Source organism: Pseudomonas sp. LB1P83 (genome assembly GCF_054897885.1).
The window spans coordinates 6,412,573-6,428,153 of record NZ_CM142709.1; the positions used below are offsets into that span (position 1 = coordinate 6,412,573).

Here is a 15,581-nt window from a genome sequence, read left to right on the forward strand (position 1 = left end):
GCTCGTCTCAGAGGATGAATGGATCAATTTCCTCCTGAGGTCAGCCCCCATGTCCCTCCCTCTGCATTTCCTCCGCCCGGCCGCCCAGGGTTTCGCCGTCGGGCTGCTGCTGGCCGTTGCCGGTTGCGGCGTTTCCTCTAAACCTGATTCCGCTGTGGTGTCGCCACCGGCTCAAGGCGAAATGAAGACTGAGGCGCTGGTGCGCAATGAGTCCGTTGCGGCAGATGCCTCGATGGCCAAACGCAGCGTGCGTCCGGCACCCATAGCGGGTTTTGCGCCTGAGATGGCTGCGCCGGGTTATCGGGATGAGCAGCGCGAGCAATATCAAGCGCTGGCGGATAACCCGATTCACAGCGTGGCCGAGGCGCCGGTCTCGACCTTCAGCGCCGACGTCGATACCGGTGCTTACGCCAACGTTCGCCGCTTGCTGAATCAGGGACGTCTGCCGCCCGAAGGCGCGGTGCGGCTGGAGGAAATGGTCAATTACTTTCCCTACGATTACGCGTTGCCCACGGACGGCTCGCCCTTCGGCGTGACTACTGAGCTGGCGCCGTCGCCGTGGAACCCGCATACCCGTTTGTTGCGCATCGGCATCAAGGCCTCGGACCGTGCGGTAGCGGAACTGGCACCGGCCAACCTGGTGTTTCTGGTGGACGTGTCCGGCTCGATGGACCGTCGCGAAGGTCTGCCGTTGGTCAAAAGCACGCTGAAATTGCTGGTCGATCAACTGCGCGAGCAGGACCGGGTGTCGCTGGTGGTCTATGCCGGCGAGTCGCGCGTGGTTCTTGAGCCGACTTCCGGACGGGAAAAAGCGAAAATTCGTACAGCGATCGATCAATTGACCGCCGGTGGCTCGACGGCCGGCGCCTCGGGCATCGAGCTGGCCTATCAAATGGCGCAACAGGCCTTCATTCCCAAAGGCATCAATCGCATCCTGCTGGCCACAGACGGTGACTTCAATGTCGGCATCAGTGACTTCGACAGCCTCAAGCAAATGGCTGTGGATAAACGCAAGACCGGTGTTTCCCTGACCACACTGGGGTTTGGTGTGGATAACTACAATGAACATCTGATGGAACAACTGGCCGACGCCGGCGATGGCAACTACGCCTACATCGACAACCTGCGCGAGGCGCGCAAGGTGCTGGTGGATCAACTCGGCTCGACCCTCGCGGTGGTGGCGAAGAACGTGAAGCTGCAAGTGGAGTTCAACCCGGCGCAGGTCAGCGAATATCGTCTGCTGGGGTATGAGAATCGGGCGTTGAAGCGTGAGGATTTCAGCAATGACAAAGTCGATGCTGGAGAAATCGGTGCAGGACACACGGTGACGGCGTTGTACGAAATTGTCCCCAAGGGCGAGAAGGGCTGGTTGGAGCCGCTGCGCTATGGCAAGTCCGAGTCGGCTGCTTCCGGTACAAACGGGGAATTGGCGATGTTGCGTGTGCGTTATCAGCTGCCTGAAGGTGGGAACAGTCGTTTGATCGAACGGCCGATTGCGGGTAGTTCGGTTGGCAAAGCCAGTGACGACCTGCGATTTGCAGCGGCCGTGGCAGCGTTTTCCCAACAGCTCAAGGACGGGCGCTATACCGGTGATTTCGACCTTAAAGACACCGAGGCTTTGGCGCGCGGTGCACGGGGTGACGACCGATTCGGTCTGCGGGCAGAGTTTGTGCAATTGGTGGAGTTGGCGCAGAGCCTGCGGACCACCACCGCCTCCAACCGTGAGCTGAATAAAGGAGAGTACAACTGACATGTCAGCGCCTGAACCGAGCGATGAATCGCTGCTGGCCCGGTATCGCGCAGGCGACGGGCCAGCGTTCGAGATTTTGTACGCCCGTCATCGCCAGGGCCTCTACCGATTCCTCTTCGGTTTGAGCGGCAAGCCCGAACTGGCCGAAGAGATTTACCAGGAAACCTGGCTGAGCCTGATTCGCAGCACCAGTCAGCCACAAGGCCGGGCGAATTTTCGTACGTGGCTGTTTCAGATTGCCCGCAATCGATTGATCGACCACTGGCGCAAACATGGCATCCACAATCCTTTGCACGACAGCTATGACGAACAGACCCACGCCGTGATTGATGAGGCGACCGATCCGGAGCAACTGCTGAGCCTGAGCCGCGACGGCCAGCGTCTCGAAGCCGCGTTGCAGAACCTGCCCACCGACCAGCGCGAAGTCTTCCTGCTGCGCGCCCACGGCGATCTCGACCTGCCGCAGATCGCCACCCTCACCGAAACACCCCTGGAAACCGTCAAGAGTCGCTTGCGCTACGCCCAGCAGAAACTGCGTCGGCTGCTGACCGAGGAGGTACTGACATGACTGACGCCCGCAAAACACCGGAAGACGATGTGGTGAAGCATTTTCGTGAACACGCGACCGGTGAACCACCGGCCCATCTCGACGCGTTCATTCTGGCCGCCGCACACCGGGAAACGCCTGCACACAAACCGAACCTGTGGCAACGCTGGGTCCAGGCTTGCCAGAAACCCCGTTGGCAAGTCGCGTTTGCCAGCCTTGTTGGCGTCGCGCTGATGTTGACGCTGGTGCAACGTACGCCCGAGCAAGTGCCAACCTACGATTCCACCCCGGCGCCCAAAGCCTCATCTTTTGCGGCCAAGAAAGAAGCTGCTGAAGCACCGGCATCGGTTGCCCGCTCAATGGCTGCGCCGGCTGGCGCAATGTCCGCACCAGCGCCTGCGCCTGTGGCGCCAATGGCCGATTTTGCCGCGCCCGCGCAGAGCGAATCGATCAGCGCTGACATGGCTGAAGAAGCGAAGGTAAGTAAACGCTTCGCGGCCCCGCCGAAGTTCCTCGACGACCAATTACGGGAAGTGATCCGCCTGCAAAATGCCGGTCAAACCAAAGCGGCCGACGACCTGATGGCGACGTTGCACAAACGCTTTCCCAAGGAGAATCTCACCGTCCGACTCAAGAATCTGCAGAAAAACTGAGAGGCAAAGCGCCCAGCGATTTGGCATCAACACCCGAAAGCGCGCACTATCGAGCCATAGCCGATGCGTTGGAGGAAGCCGTGGCGAAAAAAATCGATCGCATCGCCCAAATGCTCAACTGCCCTGTGAAGGGCGAGGAATTGCGGCGAGCAGTGACGGAGAGTCGTAAAGAGTTTCTTCTGGCGAAGCAGGCAGAAGAAGCGCTGGAGGAAGACGTTCTTGATGATGAGTTGATCGAGGACGAAGAAGACGATGATGAGTACGATGAGTTTGATTGGACGACTGAATGAAAAGCACGCGTGCGCTCAATTTGAACCGTCAAGTTTTCCTTGACGGTTGCATCGGACCGACCAGCAGTTGCCGAGATGCCCTCACCCCTTACAATCGCCGTCAACACGGCCCCTGTCGGTTGATGCGTTCCGGCGCTGATACTGCTCAGGGGTTTTTATTATCTGGATTTTTCTTTTTACCATTTGAGGCTCCTCCAGCCTAGTCATGGCAGTAATCCCGCCTTCGACGGGAGCGTCCGCTCAACCCTAGGCGTGAGCCCGCGAAGTATCCTTATCCGAAAGAGACGGGACAAAGTGATCGACGGCTGTTCCATGGCCAGATTTCAGCTCAGTCTCGGCCCCATTTGGTTAAGATGCCGCGTTTCCTCAACCCTTGAGCTGCCAAGCCGCCCGGTTGGCCAGCGTCTTCGATACGGAGTATCTGCAGTGGATATGGAGGTGGCCTAATGGATGCCCAGTAGCAACTGCAGCGCTTGCTGGCCGGCAATGGCGAGAGTGAAGTAGTGGAGTTCAAGGAAGCCAAGAGCAACTACGATTTCGACAAGCTCGGCCGCTATTTCTCCGCGCTGAGCAACGAGGCTAACCTCAAGGGGCTGTCCGCAGCCTGGCTGGTCTTCGGCGTCAATGACCGCCAACAAGTGGTGGGAACACGCTTTCGAGAGACGCCCAAGCAGTTGCAGTCTTTGAAGAAGGAAGTGGCTGACAAGATCAGTCAGCGCCTGACCTTTATCGAGATTCATACCGTTCAGCATCTTGCGGGCCGGGTGTTGCTGTTCGAAATTCCCGCTGCACCACAAGGTCTGCCGATGGCCTGGGAAGGACATTTCTACGGCCGCGACGGTGAGTCCCTTGGGCCGCTGTCGCTCGAAGAGATTGAACGCATCCGCCGCCAGAATCGGCTTCAGGATTGGAGCGCGGGTCTCTGTCCCGGAGCCAGCCTGGCGGACTTGAGCGAAGAGGCAATTGCGCTGGCCAGGCGCGAGTATTCCACTAAGCATCCTAAGTTGACCGACGAACTGGCGGGCTGGTGCGACGAAACCTTTCTCAACAAGGCTAAGGTAACCATCCAGGGGCATATCACCCGAACTGCCATTTTGTTGCTGGGCAAACCGGAGGCGGCGCATTGGCTCAACCCAGCCTCGCCCACCCTCAGCTGAATTCTCAAAGACCGCGACGGTTTTGAGCGTGATTACCAGCACTTCTCCTGTCCATTGCTGGTCAGCGCCGATGAGGTTTACCGCAAAATCCGCAACCTGAAATACCGCTATATGTCAGAGAGCTCGTTGTTCCCAGAGGAGGTCGACCAGTATGACCCCTTCATCATCCGCGAAGCACTCAACAATGCCATTGCCCACCAGGACTACGAGCTGGGTGGCAAGGTCTCGGTGGTTGAATTCGAAGATGGGCGGCTATGCTTCAGCAACCCCGGCGACTTCATTCCCGGCTCGGTGGAACAAGTGATTCAGGCCGACGCACCGGAAACGCGCTACCGCAATCGCTTCCTCACCGATGCCATGGTCAACCTGAACATGATCGACACCATCGGCAGTGGCATCCGCAAGATGTTCCTGATCCAGAAAAACCGCTTCTTTCCCCTGCCTGAGTATCAGCTTGAGCGGAATCGCGTGCAGGTCACCATCACCGGACGCGTGCTGGATATGAGCTATGCACGCAAATTGGCGGAAATGCCCAATTTGTCACTGGAAGACATCCTCCTGCTGGATCGGGTGCAGAAGCGCAAACCGCTGACCGATGCGCAGTCTCTCCATCTCAAGGCGCAGGGGCTGATTGAGGGGCGCAAGCCCAATTTTCATATCTCCGCCCAAGTGGCCCAGCACAGTGATGATCTGGCGCAGTACATCCGTAACCGGGGCATCGACGATACGCATTACAAACGTCTGATTTGCGAGTTGATCCAAAAATCGGGCTCAGCCAAACGTATCGACATCGATAAGTTACTCATAGACAAACTACCCGAGGTTCTAGACCGACAGCAGAAAGCCAACAAGATCAAAAATCTGCTGCAGGCGCTTAAGATTCAGGGTGTTATCAAGGTCAAGGGCAAGCTGTGGCAAATGTCTAAAGGCTGATTTCTAGACATTGTTAGACGTTTTTAGACATTTATAGACATTCGCGCGTCGTGTTGGGGTTAGCCCGACGCCGACGAAACTGCACCTTCCGGATAAGAAGTCGGAAGGTGTAAACCTTCTTCAGGACGAGACAGCACCCACAAAAAAGCCCCAGACCCTAAGATCTGAGGCTTTCTCGTTTCTACTATATGGTGCCCAGGCGTCGTTTGAACTGGCGGGTGTGAAGCCCGGTTTATAAGGGTTTGAGTGGTGGTGTTTCGGTTAGGCATACACGTGGGCATACACGTTGCCCTTTGCTAACCTTGATTGTCTCGCACATTCACCATTCATCGGGTCTCTTAACTGGTGATGTTGACCATCGTTAGGCCAGTGAGCGGAGATCCGCTTCGAACGCCTCATAACTCACCCACCCTAGAAGGGCCACGACCTCAAACGCAAGATTCTGAGTCTTGTAGAGGGCAAATTGTGGACCAACTTCTGCAGTAAGCAGATCGAAACAATTTCTAACCGGTGGATGAGGCTTACCTTCCTCCCAGTGTAGGGATTGATTCCTACCTTGCCAGATCACCTGCTTTAACACTTGGGTGCCGATTGCATGACCGTCAGGACAAGCATCCACGCTCGATTGAGTGATTGATATTCCTTGTTTAGCGTATTGCAAAAGGTTGGCCGCCATTGAAGATCGTGAAAATGCTCGAGCCGAGAGCCGTTCGTTTGCTTGGGTGAGGTGATCCAAAACCCCGTGACGCTGTTTATCTGGGCCAAAGTAGGTGGCCCATTGAATCCCTGCACCCGCCATAACGTCATCAGGGTCTTCAGAATCACTACAAGCGGAGGCTCTCCGATAGCCGTCACGAACTTCAGCGTTGAGCTGCACGATTTGAGCCTGAAGCACTTCAACCTGTTGATGCTCCGCCCAAACGAGACCTATAACCGAGCTAGCAGCATGCTGAATTTCTGAAAGGTAAGAATTGATATCCATCGTTCTCGTTTCTCCATTATCCAACAGAAAGCTTCGGTTTTTCTGATCGAGAGTCCAATCACAACTCTACTCATAAGGTCGCTCCCGGGTCCTTCAGTTTTGTAACGGGGCAGGAGCTCAGACTGAAGGATCGGGGGAACAGATTCTGCCGGGGCCCCTGAGGAATTCTAACCAGTACGGGGTCGGAAACCCGCGACATCTTGCTAGCGACAGACATCCCACCTTACTGAAATTTCAACGTTGAAATTGAAAGGATCCTGACGAAAAAGTGGCATCGTTACCGCGATGGTAAAGATGCCCTTTTGTGTTGCTGATCGGCAGAGAACGGCCAAAAGCAGACCTTCTCTCCTAGATGTCGTGAAGCCTCTAGAAAACCGAGACCAGGCTCCCAGGCATCCAATCGGGTAATGCTAGCTTTGCATCGCAACTCGTTCTGATAGCTGAATTGTGGTCTTGGACAATTCCATGCGCGGGCTTTCGCGATACTGCTCATCTAGTGCTTCATGGATGACTTCAATCCATTCCTAGCGCACTTGCTTGTGCTTCTAGACTCTCGCGCCACCCTCAATCGACAACGGACAGGAGCACGCAAGCAGACCCAACAAGCGATTTGCTTTTTCTCCACGCCTGATCTTTGCTGATAGAGATCCAATTTCCACCACATAACTCAAGGACGAGAGAAGGCCACGATTGGTCTGGAGCCTCCGTCCGTTAGCTTGCGGAGCCTCTATGAACAAATATGCATTTGCAGGACCGGCAGTGATGACCGTAGCGCTCATGTTGGGCGGCTGCTCTGTGAAGGTGCTCGAAGCTGACAAGCGGATCGTTTCCTTCACAACTAAGCAAGAACAGCTTGGACAAGAGTGGAAAGAGTTCGAAGTAGTCTGCCCCGAAGCTAGCCCAGACGCTCTCACGCTAATTGCAGGAAGCATTAGTGGGGAAACGGAAGCGGGCGTGAATCTTGCCGCTGCATACTCTGAGAACGGCTCAAACATTGGACTCCGCACACATACCATTCAAATACTTCGCGATCAGCTATATGCAATCTGCCAAGGCTATGCCAACAGAGGACTATCCGCATTTTCATATCAGTCATTGCTTGCGCGCAATCAGCGAAACACAGTCATTCTCATGACAATAGAACAGCTAACTGGGGTTCTTAAGACCCCAGAGGTTAATATAACCACGACCGCAACGGCTGATGCAGCATCGCTTACCAGGCAATCTGATGAAATCGAAGCGCTTAAAGAAAAATACAAGGCCATGGATAAGGCTTCAGAAGAAGGAAAGAACACCGAAAAAAACATTGCCACGCTGGAAGAGCAGCTAAAGAACGCACGCGGATCAGCAGCTAAGGCGTCTGGAACAGAGAAATCAATTCAACAGCAGAATAACCCGGCTCTCGACCCGGCAAGCGTTACTGCTGTCGTGAATGCCGTGAAAGAGCTTGCCCTAAGCATTACCAAGGAAGGCGCGAACGAAGATAATTTAATGACATGTATGCAGCACTTGCAAACAGCGCGTACAACACCTGGATCAACTATCTCAACCGAGACACTAGAAAAAGCCTGTTCAAACTTGGTTCTGGCGATGGCTAGTAAGGCTGAAAAATTACAGCAACTTGGAAGCAAAGCTGCAAGCGAAGCTATATCAGGCAAGCCAACAGCAACAAATAGTGCTGCGATGTACAAAATTCTATCTGATCAATATCGGGAGCAATAGTTAAAGCGCTCTTTGAAATATGAGAAAGGTCGCTAAGCGACCATTCTTAATTGATTTAACACGTGAGGTCTAGATTTGGTCAGACCACGATTATGCCCTAACGCCGTGACCGTCCGCTGTGGGTCGTTCTCTGCCGGTCATGTCGACGGCTCGTACTGGTCAAATCCGATGCAAATGACTGGTCAGGTCGAATGCAAATGGGTGGGTAAGTCTGTGCAATTACCCAATTGCACTGGTGAACTGTGAGTTCACCCGGTTCACCTGTTCACTAAGATGGGTACCTTTTCGCTAACACAGTCCCGCGGGTTTCCGACCCCGTGTCTGTCTCATTGTCTCAGGGGCCCCTGGCTCCTGCCGGAGTTTCCTCGCTGAGGGTACGCATTGCATAAGGGGGGGTGGGGCAAATACCTGTTAAATGGCGTGTAACTCGTGTTGCAGGTGTAACAAAGTGGCATAACGAATTGATTTTAAACAATAAAATAGTTGTTACACCGGCTGAAAGCGTATGGGGTGTGCTGTGTAACAACGTGGAACGGTGTAACGATTTACGTCAATCGGCGTTCGCATGGCTAAGGTGCTAGTGGTCATCGTTAAAGCCGCAAATCCGCACACGTTAGCTGCCAGATCACAACGGCCCCATGGGCAATTCGCGCAGCAGTTCGGCCTGGTCGCGCCAAGGGTACTGATACGGGTTCGTGGGGCAGTGGGCTCGATGTTCAACGGGCTACTCGGCGCTGCTCGGCCATTGGGGAACCTGGCACTGACGACAGCGTGAGGCGTCACCGTGCATTAGCCAGCGCCCATTCCAACGCTGCATCATTTCATCCAGCACGATTGCGGGGACCAACCCGGTACCGAGCAGCCTGGTTAATTCCGGATGGTCATTGATGTGCATGTCCGGCGTAGTCCTGTGCAAGTGAGCGGCCCCCTTGCGTAAAAACAGACTACAGGGGGCGTCCAGTGGGTGGAAAACAGCGTCCACAAAAAAGCCCCCTGCACGGTGTCTCAGACGTGGGGGCTTTTTTACACAAGCAGCGTTATTCGTAACGCGGCAGGCTCACTTCACCGTTTGCTGAAAACCGCCACCTTTTAGCAGTATGCCGACTTGCTCCGGCTGCTCGGCCGGCTTGCCCAAATGGTATTCGGCGTATTGGCTGGTGCCGTCCTGAATCACGCACACCGCCAAAATCACCCACCCCTGATCCAACAAGCCCTGGGCTTGGGTCACGCCGTTCACGGTACGCAGTTGCTTGATGTCTTCAATGGCCATCGGTCTTGCTCCTTGAGTGATAGCTGACTGTAATCACCACGCTACGGACATGTGGCTGCTTTCTGTTTGTTATTGGTCAGCGTTTATTGCTGCTGCCGAGCCGCATTTCGCAAGAGACGTTCGCTGAGCCTTGCGTCGATATCCGATATTACGTCTTTCATGCTGTTATCCCGGCTCCACTCACCGAGATCAAGCTCCTCAGCAGGAAGCCCAACATATGAGCGAAGTTTTTTGGCTAGATCAGATGCCTGCAGCCCTAGCACAGCATACCCCCGGCGCCTTGCTTGAAAATATTCGACATGGTCCGGCGGGTCGTAATTGAACTGATGGATTCCAGTAAGGTTTCCTTGCAATTGATCTTGTTGATCTGGCAGTCGAAGAATCGAATACATCAGATCCATCGGTAACAGCTTCCATTCAACGTCAAGGTCTAGAGGCCGAAAATCAGGTGGGGTAATAACAGGCACGTATTCACCGCGCTCACCAGCGGGCTTGCCGTATTGGGTCCCGTCGTCTACTGCAACATCAAGGCAGCCAGTGGCAAACCGATCCAAATGAGAGACGACAATAATCCCAAGGTAAGTGGTGTCCTGCTTGGCCGTTTTCCGCTTAGTCCACCATTCTTTGATTAGGACGAAAATGTTACCGAGTAGGACCCCGCTGATACCGGCGGCAGCTGAAATGATGGCTGAGACGTGCGCTGATTCCATGAGTCCCTCTGAGTGAATTAGCGTATGAACGCCATTTGTATCCCCAGCATGGTCCATCCAGCCGCATTGGCGTAGGAAAAAATCCTTTCTTGGTGTCCGCCACGATGACGTATGCATACACCTCAAGGTCTGCTACAAAACACGTCAGATGGCTCATTGCCGTCACAGGTGCTACATTTCAATAATTTAACGTCAAGAAGTTGTGTTTAGCTTCCTAGGGATTTGAGGCTGGTATGAGCGAAACGAAGAAACCCGTGGCGGTAGTTTTTGTGCATGGTTTCACGGGCGGTAGTAGCACGTGGAAAAATGTCGGCGGCGAAAAATTCAAAGACTTATTGTTGACGGAAGACGATCTATCAGAAGTCTTTGATATGGTTGAGTTCGAATATTTTTCGAAAATTACAGATATATTTCATGCGGATTTAATACAGAAGGCCATATCGCTATTCGGGTTTCGTCCTAAGGTCAGATACAACCGACCGCTTAAGAATTTGGCCGATGAGCTCAGAAGCTTCATACAGCTGAATTTGGATGACTATGAGGGCGTTGTGCTCATCGGTCACAGTATGGGTGGATTGATTTGCAAGGAGGTTATACTGAGTCATGTGCGCGGTGATGGGCCGGATATAATAGGATATGGATCTATTGCTGTTCCTCATAAAGGCTCGTTGGATTCAATGTTGTTCGCCTTGCTCAATATCAACAGCAAGGAGTTGGTTCCGTTAAATTATTACAATAGCGATCTGAATAATCGATGGGTCGACAAAAAAAGCACGCTTCCAGAATCTGTCTATATTATCGGGCAACATGACCAGTATGTCCCGGAGTCAAGCGGTCTTCCTTTTATCAGCAAATTTCTGAATATTCCCCATGATCACAATACGATCTGCAAGCCAGTTTCTAAGGCAGATAGTGCTTACAAGGCGGTTCAAAAGTTCCTAAAAAAAATCGCCAAAAATACTAAAATGCAAAAGCTTTCATTGCTAACTTATGAAGAGGCATCGCCTGATTATGATAAAGAGATATTTGTAATAAAAATGATTCTCTGCGATATAGGAGAAAAAGGTATGGAGGATGCGAAGGAATCATTTTTCAATGCAGAGATCATAACCAAGGCAGCCGACGAGGAGGACAAAAAAATGCTACTAGCATTGAGAGTCAAAGTTATCTCGCTCTATAGGCAAACATTCAATTATCATGAAAGTGTTGGTTCAACTCCCAACATGATTTTTGCAGAGGTGCACCAAAAACTGCTGAGCGAAGATAGGCATGCGCTTGAGGTTGGCGCGAATTATATTAACTTTCTCCATAAAAAAGGCTTGTTGCACCAAGAGGCTAACAAGCCTTGCACCACTGTAACATGGTCGAATGGCACAACCATGGATGACATCAAGGCTATGCTTAAATGAGCATAGATTACACATTTTTTGACCTTCGAGAGGAACACTACTCCGCTCTCTATCGTGCTTGGCTTATCGCTCACATACTTTCAGCAAATCGAAATGGAAAGCTTCAGTTATCCATATACAAAGCGCAGCAAATTGATTATATAGTAAAAAATCCTCAATTATTTAGAAGGGCTTGTCAGTTTCTGAGTGGGCCGCAATCTGCAATAAATATTTCTGAAGCACTCTATAACTCTGAAATTAGCAAGTCTCAAACGTTCGACAAGCAAAACTTTCTCGCTAAGGTAATGCAGCTGTGTGGTAAAGGAATCATTGAGCTTGTTAAGGAAAATGGGACTTTTTTTGTTAGATGTTTAATCTCTCCCCCTGCACCAGAGATATCAGCACAAATACACCTTGAGAGTCAGATAGTCGCGGTCAAAGGCTTGGCGCAAAAAACTGAATTAGTTGTTAACAAAATCATACTGGGTGAATAATGGATAGCAAACCCTCTTTAATCGTGCATCGCTTGATACTGATGGGTATCAATGGCACATACGAATCGCACTTTAAAGCGGGATTGAATATCATTCGAGGCTCAATGGACTCTGGTAAGTCTACTATCCTTCACATGATAAACTACTGCTTGGGCGGTTCGAATAAAAAAATACTTTACGAGGAAGTAAAGGCGAAGGTAAGAACGCTTTTTCTTGAGGTCTCATTCAATGGAAAGATTTTTACGATTGAACGCTCTCTTCGCGAGCATAGAACTGCAGTAAAAGTCTTCTCTTGTGGTTACGAAGATCGAGCCGACGTTTTTCCTCAGTTCATGGCCGCTGACTCTACTGGAGATATGCCCGATGGATGGCTATCAGACTTCATACTTGAACAGCTCGGTATAGCTCGCGTCAAAATCAAGGAGTCTTTGGTTAGGGTTAATGCCGATGAAGATAGACTCAGCTTTAGAGATCTCATGAAGTTGATGTTTCTAAAACAAACGGAAGTAGGGTCTGATGCGCTTCTTGATTATAAAAACCAGGTGGTGTTTATCAAGAATGTGGCGGTCCAAAAGTTCGTTTATAATATTCATGACGAACGGATGGCGTCTTTACAGACTCAGAGAAAATTGGAGAACGATATTCTTAGGCAGCTGAAGAGCACGCAGGAGACTCTGTCTAAATTTCTGAAAGAAGTTGGCGTGCCTCTTGATGAGTTTGCTTTTGGAGATAAAATCGACGATGCAAAACAACTTATTCAAGATCTGGATGAGGCCGTACAAAAAGTAAAAATAGATTTTACCTTCAATTCTAAGGCCTCTATAGAGCTCCGAAAAACCATCGGGCAGCTGCGAAGCGAGTTGGATGAGAAAAACAGAAATATCAGTTCGATTAAAAAGCGCATAACAGATTTCTCCAAGCTGAAAAGCACCTATCGTATTGAGCTGGATAACATACAGCTTTCAAAATTAGCGCGGCCATTTCTCTCCAGTACCCCTCTCGAAAAGACTATCGCCTGTCCTATGTGCAGTACAGACTTGCCCATCGCGACTCAAGCTATACCCGAGGAAGAAATCGATGCGGTTGAGCGATCCGTTAACAATAAACTTTCCGGTCTTGACGATACTATAAAGAACGCACTGGAAAGGGCAGGGGTACTGCAGAGTGAGGCATCGGCGCTGGAAATTCAGATTCAGCAGCACACTCAGCTTTTTGATACCAACAACCTATCAAGCTTATCTCCGCTGATATCGATGATTGAGACGGCAGAAAAAGCCAAGGTTCAGGCCCATGTTGATTTGGCTTCATTGAAAAAAAACCTGTCCATCTATAGGAAGTACGGCGAAACGCAAGAGAAAATTAACAGTAAGCAATCTGTCATATCAAACCTTGATTTGTTAATCAAAGATATAGAGGCAGGACTAACTGGTGTACAGGAAATTATCGCGAAACTGAGAAGCACTTTTTCCAGATATATGGAAAACAGTGGCGTCCAGAATGTGCAAGGAATTTCTTATAGTAATCAATTTGTGCCTAACTTTAGAAATATGTCTTACTACGACCATCTTTCTGGCGGAGTCAGAACCGTCATGTCAATTGGCATGTATATTACGCGACTGAGCTATGCCCTTGAGGCTAGCTGCAATATTCCTCCGTTTTTGATGATCGATACCCCAGGACAGAACATTGGTCGAAAAAGGAGTTCGGATGACAATGACTCCGTGTCAGATCCTGCCATCTACGAGAAAATATATTCCCAGCTATTGAGCGTGGTAGAACTTGCAGAAGAGAAAAATATTGCGTGCCAGATCATTGTCGTTGACAACGACTTCCCTGATATTTTATCGAACCCTGAAAACATCGGAAAATACCATTTGGTCAAACACTTCCAGAAGGATAATCCGAATTTTGAAAAAGGTCTGATTCACGACGCCTAGGAACGCCTGCTATGCCGAGGCTGACTGACCGTTTTTTGGCCGAATGTAGGCTTCCATTCATACTGTAGGAAGCTACGAATATGGGGAGATGCGCCACGCGGCTGTGGCTGACGACGAAATTATTTACTTTGAGTCAAGCGCTGCCACTAAAAAGGGCCCTTCTGGGCCCTTTTTCAGGTGAAGCAGTTTTTACTTCTTAAGCCATCCCTCGACGACGTCGGCGCCATGCTTTGCTTTCCACTCTTTCAAAGCTTTGTGATTCCCGCCCTTGGTTTCGATGACTTCACCGGTATTCGGGTTTTTGTACACCTTGAGTTCGCGTGGTTTGCGTGTGCTGGCGACCGGTGACGCAGATTGGTGTCGGGCAGTGGTTTGCGGCTCCAGCAGATTGATGATGTGCTTTAGGCTGAAACCGAAATGCTCGAGCAGCTTGCGCAACTTGGTTTCGAACTCGATTTCTTTCTTCAGCCCGTCATCACCTTTCATTGCTTCCAATGCTTGGAGTTGCTCGGCGAGATGTTTTTCCAGCTGACGGTATTCAACGAGTTTGGACATTTTTGATTCCCTTGTTCTGTGGGGGCTTGCATGATTATTAAGATAGTAATGCTGGTTACAAGTTCAGCACTATATCCGGCGATTCAGTTGGCTCTCAACATGCACCATTTCCGCTTTAATCGCGTTGATGGTCAGCGTTTGTATCTGACTGGTTTTACCCGGACGCGCGTCGATGGTTTTCAGCAAGGCATTCAGATGGGCTTTCCGAGTTCTGAGCGTGTCAGACCAGCTCGCGCTGTTCTGTAGTGGCTTGTTCATTGCGTTCATCCTTGTGTTGTTCTGGATTGCTCAGATCTTCGGGCTGTTGCGGTATTGGCAGACTGTTGAGCTGGACTAAGTCCCGCGCGGTGTATTGGCGCGAGCGGTCGGAAAGTTCGTGCCACGTCCACTTCCCGAAGTTTTCGCCTTCCTCTGGAACGGCCAGTTTCATAAGGTTTACCTGATCAAGCCCCAGCAGGTTGTAATTGGCCCACAGCTTTCCGCCCACCTCGAACAACGCTTTAGCGGCCTCGTTCCATTGCTCCTCCAGCACCGTCTGCGAGAGCCAGAGGGCGGTGCGTTCTATCCCTTTATGCTTTTCTTGTGCTTCGGCGATGTATTTATCTATGGTGACCAGCTCCTGTTCCAGAGCAGTCATCATCAGTGTTTGCCGACGGTTATGTTCGGCGGCCGCTGTAAGGTTCTTCGCGGCCTTTTGGGCGTCGGCGTTGGCGGTCTCCTCGCCTTCGGTGTCGCCCCAAGCGACGGCCTGCGCGTACGCAGTGGCGGCGTCCGTTTCGGCCTGACGGGCTTTGGCCATGTCCTCAACCGCCTGTTGTTGGATCTGTGCCAGGCGGGTGCTGAGGCTCTGGCGCTTTTCGTTTAGCTCCTGCTCATCAGCGGTCCAGTTATCCATCGCCTCGATGTAACCCGCCATCAGGGAATCGCAATTTGCGAGGTTCTCACGGCGACTGATCTTCCGATTTAGAAGGTCGGCATTGTTGTTGCGCGAATCGAAATTCCTTTTCAGCTCGTTGTACTTGTCCCGTAGTTCGCGTTTCCGATCAGGTTCGATGGGTTCTTCACTTTCCAGCACGGCCTCAAGGGGCAGCAGTTCGGCGTGCAGTCGTTCTGCCTCGCTCAGCAGTTGGTCGCGACGGTCTTTCAGGTCTTGAATCTCGTTCATGTGTTTTGTCTCTGTTCAATTCGATTGG

Annotated in this window: 16 protein-coding genes; 10 read left to right on the forward strand and 6 right to left on the reverse strand. The window is 51.5% G+C overall.

Annotated features, from left to right (window positions below):
* The first annotated feature begins 49 nt into the window (after positions 1-49).
* The 6 genes from ACYZTY_RS29470 to ACYZTY_RS29495 all read left to right on the forward strand — a co-directional run bounded on the left by ACYZTY_RS29470 (position 50) and on the right by ACYZTY_RS29495 (position 5,330).
* Positions 50-1,750 (forward strand): vWA domain-containing protein, encoded by a 1,701-nt coding sequence (locus ACYZTY_RS29470; RefSeq protein WP_461956550.1) that lies wholly within the window; start codon positions 50-52, stop codon positions 1,748-1,750.
* Position 1,751: 1 nt separating this feature from the next.
* Positions 1,752-2,318, forward strand: coding sequence for an RNA polymerase sigma factor (locus tag ACYZTY_RS29475; protein ID WP_461956551.1), 567 nt, complete (start codon positions 1,752-1,754; stop codon positions 2,316-2,318).
* Complete coding sequence (locus ACYZTY_RS29480) at positions 2,315-2,950, forward strand: hypothetical protein (RefSeq protein ID WP_461956552.1); 636 nt, start codon at positions 2,315-2,317, stop codon at positions 2,948-2,950. The genes ACYZTY_RS29475 and ACYZTY_RS29480 overlap by 4 nt, the downstream gene beginning before the upstream one ends.
* A 20-nt stretch (positions 2,951-2,970) precedes the next feature.
* Positions 2,971-3,240, forward strand: a complete 270-nt coding sequence (locus ACYZTY_RS29485) for a hypothetical protein (RefSeq protein WP_461956553.1) — start codon at positions 2,971-2,973, stop codon at positions 3,238-3,240.
* Between the two features lie 503 nt (positions 3,241-3,743).
* On the forward strand, positions 3,744-4,397 hold the full coding sequence (locus ACYZTY_RS29490) for an ATP-binding protein (protein WP_461956554.1): 654 nt from the start codon (positions 3,744-3,746) through the stop codon (positions 4,395-4,397).
* A gap of 54 nt (positions 4,398-4,451) precedes the next feature.
* Positions 4,452-5,330 carry an ATP-binding protein gene (locus ACYZTY_RS29495; protein WP_461956555.1) on the forward strand — a complete coding sequence of 293 codons (879 nt, stop codon included), beginning with the start codon at positions 4,452-4,454 and terminating at the stop codon, positions 5,328-5,330.
* A gap of 361 nt (positions 5,331-5,691) precedes the next feature.
* On the opposite strand, the gene ACYZTY_RS29500 is transcribed toward ACYZTY_RS29495, so the two are convergent.
* Positions 5,692-6,312 carry a hypothetical protein gene (locus tag ACYZTY_RS29500; protein WP_461956556.1) on the reverse strand — a complete coding sequence of 207 codons (621 nt, stop codon included), beginning with the start codon at positions 6,310-6,312 and terminating at the stop codon, positions 5,692-5,694.
* 729 nt (positions 6,313-7,041) lie between these two features.
* On the opposite strand from ACYZTY_RS29500, the gene ACYZTY_RS29505 reads away from it, so the two are divergent.
* Complete coding sequence (locus ACYZTY_RS29505; RefSeq protein WP_461956557.1) at positions 7,042-8,034, forward strand: hypothetical protein; 993 nt, start codon at positions 7,042-7,044, stop codon at positions 8,032-8,034.
* Between the two features lie 1,057 nt (positions 8,035-9,091).
* Here ACYZTY_RS29505 and ACYZTY_RS29510 read toward each other — a convergent pair.
* Both ACYZTY_RS29510 and ACYZTY_RS29515 read right to left on the reverse strand, forming a co-directional pair.
* A complete protein-coding gene (locus tag ACYZTY_RS29510) occupies positions 9,092-9,304 on the reverse strand; it encodes a hypothetical protein (protein ID WP_461956558.1) in 213 nt (70 codons plus the stop codon).
* Positions 9,305-9,387: 83 nt separating this feature from the next.
* A complete protein-coding gene (locus ACYZTY_RS29515) occupies positions 9,388-10,014 on the reverse strand; it encodes a hypothetical protein (RefSeq protein WP_461956559.1) in 627 nt (208 codons plus the stop codon).
* Between the two features lie 233 nt (positions 10,015-10,247).
* On the opposite strand from ACYZTY_RS29515, the gene ACYZTY_RS29520 reads away from it, so the two are divergent.
* From ACYZTY_RS29520 to ACYZTY_RS29530, 3 genes are read left to right on the forward strand one after another with little or no spacing between them, the layout of a single operon-like run.
* Positions 10,248-11,423, forward strand: a complete 1,176-nt coding sequence (locus ACYZTY_RS29520) for an ABC-three component system protein (RefSeq protein WP_461956560.1) — start codon at positions 10,248-10,250, stop codon at positions 11,421-11,423.
* The gene (locus ACYZTY_RS29525) at positions 11,420-11,896 is read left to right on the forward strand and encodes a hypothetical protein (protein ID WP_461956561.1); all 477 of its coding nucleotides are present in this window, start codon (positions 11,420-11,422) and stop codon (positions 11,894-11,896) included. Before ACYZTY_RS29520 ends, ACYZTY_RS29525 begins: the two co-directional genes overlap by 4 nt.
* Positions 11,896-13,833 (forward strand): AAA family ATPase, encoded by a 1,938-nt coding sequence (locus ACYZTY_RS29530; RefSeq protein WP_461956562.1) that lies wholly within the window; start codon positions 11,896-11,898, stop codon positions 13,831-13,833. The genes ACYZTY_RS29525 and ACYZTY_RS29530 overlap by 1 nt, the downstream gene beginning before the upstream one ends.
* 189 nt (positions 13,834-14,022) lie before the next feature.
* Here ACYZTY_RS29530 and ACYZTY_RS29535 read toward each other — a convergent pair whose 3' ends face one another.
* The 3 genes from ACYZTY_RS29535 to ACYZTY_RS29545 form a co-directional block, all read right to left on the reverse strand.
* On the reverse strand, positions 14,023-14,388 hold the full coding sequence (locus ACYZTY_RS29535; RefSeq protein WP_461956563.1) for a histone-like nucleoid-structuring protein, MvaT/MvaU family: 366 nt from the start codon (positions 14,386-14,388) through the stop codon (positions 14,023-14,025).
* 69 nt (positions 14,389-14,457) lie between these two features.
* A complete protein-coding gene (locus tag ACYZTY_RS29540) occupies positions 14,458-14,646 on the reverse strand; it encodes a hypothetical protein (RefSeq protein WP_461956564.1) in 189 nt (62 codons plus the stop codon).
* On the reverse strand, positions 14,609-15,553 hold the full coding sequence (locus ACYZTY_RS29545) for a chromosome segregation protein SMC (RefSeq protein ID WP_461956565.1): 945 nt from the start codon (positions 15,551-15,553) through the stop codon (positions 14,609-14,611). Before ACYZTY_RS29545 ends, ACYZTY_RS29540 begins: the two co-directional genes overlap by 38 nt.
* Between the last annotated feature and the right edge of the window lie 28 nt (positions 15,554-15,581).